Origin of the sequence: Mycobacterium sp., from assembly GCF_032161845.1 — a bacterium.
GTDB lineage: Bacteria > Actinomycetota > Actinomycetes > Mycobacteriales > Mycobacteriaceae > Mycobacterium.
Genome location: NZ_JAVRQA010000517.1, coordinates 1 through 5,151 on the forward strand (window position 1 = coordinate 1; position 5,151 = coordinate 5,151).

A 5,151-nucleotide genomic window follows, 5' to 3' on the forward strand; every position below is an offset into this window, starting at 1 on the left:
GTGCCCAGCACATGCTGGGTCCATCGGTCGAGATCACGGAATGGGTCGGTACGCATCAACATCATCTCCACCTCCTGTGCTCAATACCAGATCATCTGTGTTGTCTGGCATAGATTTATCTATAACACCGATGGTAGGTTGTGGCAAGAGGATTTGCGAAGAAAGTCGTCGAGGAATGGGACCAATTGGTGAGCGAGGATTCGGCAGCCCGATCGGGGCGCGGGGTGTACGGCATCTCGGTGGCTGCGGAGTTGTCAGGCGTCGGGCAGCAGTCCCTGCGGCTCTATGAGGAGCGAGGTCTGCTTACCCCCGCCCGCACCGCAGGCGGCACCCGCCGCTACAGCGACGACGACCTAGTACGCCTCCAGCGCATCACCGACCTGCTTGCCGCCGGGGTCAACGTGGCCGGCATCGGCCAGATCCTGGAGCTGCAGGACCGCAACACCCAGCTCGAATTCGACAAAACCGCACTGGAATCCGACAACGTCCGACTGGCGTCGGCCCAGCGCCGGGCAGAAGCACAGAACGGCCCCGCTCGCAGGAATCACGCAAGAGAGGGGAGGCGCTCATGACGAGCAGTGAGGACACCCCCGAGGCGACGTCCCCGAACCAGATCGCAGGCGGCATTATCTCGTCCCGGGCTAATCAGGTCGGCGGATTGCTGAGCGCCGTGTTCAGTTTTCTTCGGGCCAGGTCGAGCAGGGTCGCGAAGCCTTCGGGTTCGATGTGCAAATAGCCACAGATCACGTCGACGAGGGTCTCGCTGATGACGCTGAGCTCCTCGCCGCGGCCCATCAGGGGCCAGCGGTCGGCCATGGGGCAAACACAGCGGCATCCTGCTCAGCCGGTTCGAGTTTGGTGAGCGGGCTCTGTCAATCTGCCGGACGCCACCCCTGCATCGCCGCGTCCATCTGATCCTCCCCCAGCGCAGGAACGTCGAGACGATCCTGACCCCTTCGCTGACGCATGCCGTCGAGCATGATCGCCACGTACCGACGCCACAGTTCGGGCTCAACGTGGCCGGCCCATTCACTCACGGTGCCTGCCAACAGGCCAACGATGGGCACGTCGGTGGGCCCGACGTCGGGTCGCAGGTGGCCGTCGTCCCGTGCCCGCTCGACCACTTTCGAAATCGGCGGGGTGCACCGATCCCGCGCACATTCGACGCGGTACCCGCCATATGCCTTGCTGTAGACCATCTCGCGCAGGCCGCGGTCGGTGGCGGTCAGTTCACAGAGGTGCTCCACGAACCATACGAAGCCATCCCACGAATCCTCCTGTTGCAAAGCGGTTTCCGCGAGTGCCACGATCTGCTCGATACCGTCCTCGAAGACCGCGTCGACGAGCTCTTCCTTGGTGGCGAATCGACGGTAGACCGTTCCAACGCCCACTTTCGCGTGCTGTGCTACGTCGTTGAGCGTTGCCTCCATTCCTCTGATTGCGAACAACTCACGAGCAGCCTCGAGCACGCGTTGCCGATTGCGTTCGGCGTCCTTGCGCAGCCCACGGTGTGCCTTGTCAATCATCTGACCCACTTTAGTGACGTGCATAACCCAAGTCCATAACCGGATTGACTCTATCCACTTTCGCACTTAGATTGCCTATCTAGATCTGCTGCCGCCGGCGCCATCCGGCTGCCGCCTCCTCGAAAGGCCAGACGTGACCGCAGTATTCGTGATGCTCAAACGCGTCTGGCTCCCCGCACTCATGGTGGTGGCCATCGTCGTTGGTGTGATGAGCGTTTCGTATCTGCGATCGGTATTCGGCTCCGACGGCGCAGTGGTGACACCCGTCGGTTCGGACACCGCGGACTCCTTCAACCCGAAGGTCGTCACTTACGAGGTCTTCGGCACCGGAAGCACCGCAAAGATCAACTACACCGACCTCGATGGGTTGCCGCAGCGGACGGGCGAGGTGAGCCTGCCGTGGTCCCTGAAGCTTCAGACCACCGTGCCGTCCGTCATGCCGAACCTCCTTGCTCAGAGCGACGGTTCATCAATCAGCTGCCGGGTCACCGTTGACGACGTGGTGAAGGACGAAAGGACGGCCCAGGGCGTGAATCCCGCGACGTACTGCTTGGTGAAGGCGGCATGAGCACTCGGACCGAGGACACCCCGACCGACGTCATACCTTCCGCGCGCCACGCCGCCCGACCCCGGCTGCCGCGGTTCATCCGCACCTTTGCCATCCCGATCGTGCTGGCGTGGATCGCCATCGTCGCGATCCTCAATACCGTGGTGCCGCAACTAGAAGACGTCGGCAAGATGCGGGCGGTTTCGATGAGCCCCAACGACGCACCCTCGCTCATCGCCACCAAGCGGGTGGGCGAGGTGTTCAAGGAATACACCACCAGCAGCTCGGTGATGATCGTGCTGGAAGGTGCCCAACCGCTGGGCCCGGACGCGCACACGTTCTACGACGAGATGGTCCGCAAGCTGCGCGACGACACCAAGCACGTTCAGCACGTCCAGGACTTCTGGGGCGATACCCTGACCGCGGCCGGCGCCCAAAGTGTCGACGGCAAGGCCGCTTACGTGCAGATCTACATCGCCGGTGACCAGGGCGAGGCGCTGGCCAACGAGTCGGTGGACGCCGTCCGGAGCATCGTCGACAGCACAACGGCGCCGCAGGGCGTGAAGGCCTATGTGACCGGGCCCGCGGCGACGTCGACGGATCAGAACGCCGTCGGCGACGCGAGCATGAAGATGATCGAGGGCCTCACGTTCGCCGTCATCACCATCATGCTGCTGCTCGTCTACCGTTCCGTCGTCACGGTGTTGATCACGCTCTCCATGGTGGTGGTCGGCCTGATGTCGGCCAGGGGCATCGTCGCCTTCCTCGGATATCACGGCGTCTTCGGCCTGACGACCTTCGCGACCAACATGCTGGTGACGCTGGCGATCGCGGCCGACACCGACTACGCGATCTTCCTGATCGGGCGCTACCAAGAGGCGCGAAGATCGGGTGAAGACCGAGAGTCGGCCTACTACACGATGTTTCATGGCACGGCGCACGTCGTGCTCGCGTCCGGCCTCACCATCGCCGGCGCGACGCTCTGCCTGCACTTCACCCGGCTGCCGTACTTCCAGACCATGGGCTTCCCGTTGTCCATCGGCATGGCGATCGTCGTCGCCGCCGCACTCACCCTCGGGCCCGCCCTCATCACGCTCCTCACCCGGTTCGGCCGGATACTGGAGCCGAAACGCACGGGGAAGGCCCGTGGTTGGCGCCGTGTCGGCGCCGCGACCGTCCGCTGGCCCGGCGCGGTGCTGGTCATGGCCGTCGTGCTGGCCCTCGTCGGCCTGCTGACGCTGCCCGGCTATCACACCACCTACAACGACCGGATCTTCCTTCCCGCCGACGTGCCCGCGAACGTCGGAATGGCAGCCGCCGACCGGCACTTCTCAGACGCGAAGATGAACCCAGAACTGGTGATGGTGGAGGCCGATCACGACCTCCGCAACCCGGCCGACTTCTTGGTCATCGACAAGATCGCCAAGGCAATGGTCCGCGTGCACGGGATCGCCCAGGTGCAGACCATCACCCGTCCCGACGGTAAACCGATCAAGCACGCGACGCTGGCCTACAACGTGAGCCAAAGCGGCACAGGTCAACTGATGAACAACGACTACCAGCAGACGATCCTGGCGAACACGCTCAAGCAGGCCGACGAGATGCAGGTGTCGATCGACTCGATGACCAAGATGCAGGGCATCACCCTGCAGATGGCCGACGTCACACGGCGGATGGCCGACAAGTTCAAGAACACCTCGGCCGACACCAACGAGATCCGCAACCACCTCGCCGACTTCGACGACTTCTTCCGGCCACTTCGCAGCTACTTCTACTGGGAGCCACACTGCTTCGACATCCCGGTCTGCTTGGCGCTGCGGTCGATCTTCGACAGTCTCGACGGCATCGGCACGTTGTCCGACGACATCCAGGATCTGGTGCCAGACATCGAGAACCTGGCCGATCTGACCCCGCAGTTGGCGGCGCTGATGCCGGCGATGATCCAGACGATGACGAACCAGAAGCAATACCTGCTCAACCAGTATCAGGCGCAGAAGGCGCAGCAGGATCAGACCATGGCCACGCAGCAGGATGCCACGGCCATGGGCCAGGCATTCGACGCCGCCCGCAACGACGACACCTTCTACCTTCCGCCGGAGGCATTCCAGACCGCCGACTTCCAGCGGGGCATCAAACTGTTCCTGTCGCCCGACGGTCATGCCGTGCGGTTCACCGTCTTTCATCAGGGTGACCCGTTGAGTGAGGAGGGCACCTCGCACATCGAACCGCTACGCATCGCCGCGGCCGACGCCATCAAGGGCACGCCGCTCGAGGGTTCGACGGTGTACATCGGCGGCACCGCCGCCATGTTCAAGGACATGCAGCAAGGCGCCGACTACGATCTGCTCATCGCAGCGGTGGCCGCCCTGATCCTGATCTTCCTGATCATGGTCGTGCTCACCAGAGCCATCGCTGCCGCGGCGGTCATCGTCGGCACCGTCGTGCTGAGTCTTGGTACTTCCTTTGGTCTTTCGGTTCTGCTGTGGCAGCACCTCATCGGCATCCCGCTGCACTGGATGGTGCTGCCGATGTCGGTGATCGTCCTGCTCGCGGTCGGCGCGGACTACAACCTGCTACTGGTCTCCCGAATGAAGGAGGAGTTCCACGCCGGCCTGCACACGGGCATCATCCGGTCGATGGCGGGCACCGGATCCGTGGTCACCTCGGCTGGCCTGGTGTTCGCCTTCACGATGGCCGCCATGTCGGTCAGCCACCTGATCGTCATCGGTCAGGTCGGCACCACCATCGGGATGGGCTTGCTGTTCGACACCTTGGTGGTGCGGTCGCTCATGACGCCGTCATTGGCCGCGTTGCTAGGGCGCTGGTTCTGGTGGCCGCTTCGGGTGCGTCAACGTCCGGTGCCACGCCCCTGGCCCAGTCCCGCCCCGGCGGTGCCGAGCTAGAGGCTGGTCGCCACACCGACACGCCCGATGACATTGCCCGCCGGCGCAGGTCTACGTGAGTATGGACACCGTGGACCTACCCGTGCAGCCACCGATCGAGCCGATGCTGGCCAAGGCGCAGACGACCGTGCCCGACGACGCCGGGGTGTGGTCGTATGAGCCGAAGTGGGACGGT

At 63.8% G+C, this 5,151-nt stretch carries 5 protein-coding genes and 1 pseudogene; 4 read left to right on the forward strand and 2 right to left on the reverse strand.

Annotated features, from left to right (window positions below):
• Window positions 1-188 precede the first annotated feature (188 nt).
• Entirely contained in the window at window positions 189-572 is a 384-nt protein-coding gene (locus tag QOD90_RS28535; RefSeq protein WP_526355445.1) for a MerR family transcriptional regulator, read from the forward strand.
• 73 nt (window positions 573-645) lie between these two features.
• On the opposite strand, the gene QOD90_RS28540 is transcribed toward QOD90_RS28535, so the two are convergent.
• Window positions 646-816, reverse strand: coding sequence for a hypothetical protein (locus QOD90_RS28540; RefSeq protein WP_526355447.1), 171 nt, complete (start codon window positions 814-816; stop codon window positions 646-648).
• A 56-nt stretch (window positions 817-872) separates the two neighbouring features.
• The gene (locus tag QOD90_RS28545; RefSeq protein ID WP_526355449.1) at window positions 873-1,526 is read right to left on the reverse strand and encodes a TetR/AcrR family transcriptional regulator; all 654 of its coding nucleotides are present in this window, start codon (window positions 1,524-1,526) and stop codon (window positions 873-875) included.
• Between the two features lie 151 nt (window positions 1,527-1,677).
• Between QOD90_RS28545 and QOD90_RS28550 the strand changes: the two genes are divergently transcribed.
• From QOD90_RS28550 to QOD90_RS28560, 3 genes and pseudogenes are all read left to right on the forward strand, one after another.
• Window positions 1,678-2,094, forward strand: coding sequence for an MmpS family transport accessory protein (locus tag QOD90_RS28550; RefSeq protein WP_526355453.1), 417 nt, complete (start codon window positions 1,678-1,680; stop codon window positions 2,092-2,094).
• A complete protein-coding gene (locus QOD90_RS28555) occupies window positions 2,091-4,976 on the forward strand; it encodes an MMPL/RND family transporter (RefSeq protein ID WP_526355451.1) in 2,886 nt (961 codons plus the stop codon). Before QOD90_RS28550 ends, QOD90_RS28555 begins: the two co-directional genes overlap by 4 nt.
• Window positions 4,977-5,037: 61 nt before the next feature.
• Window positions 5,038-5,151: pseudogene (locus QOD90_RS28560) on the forward strand (ATP-dependent DNA ligase); the annotation flags it as partial.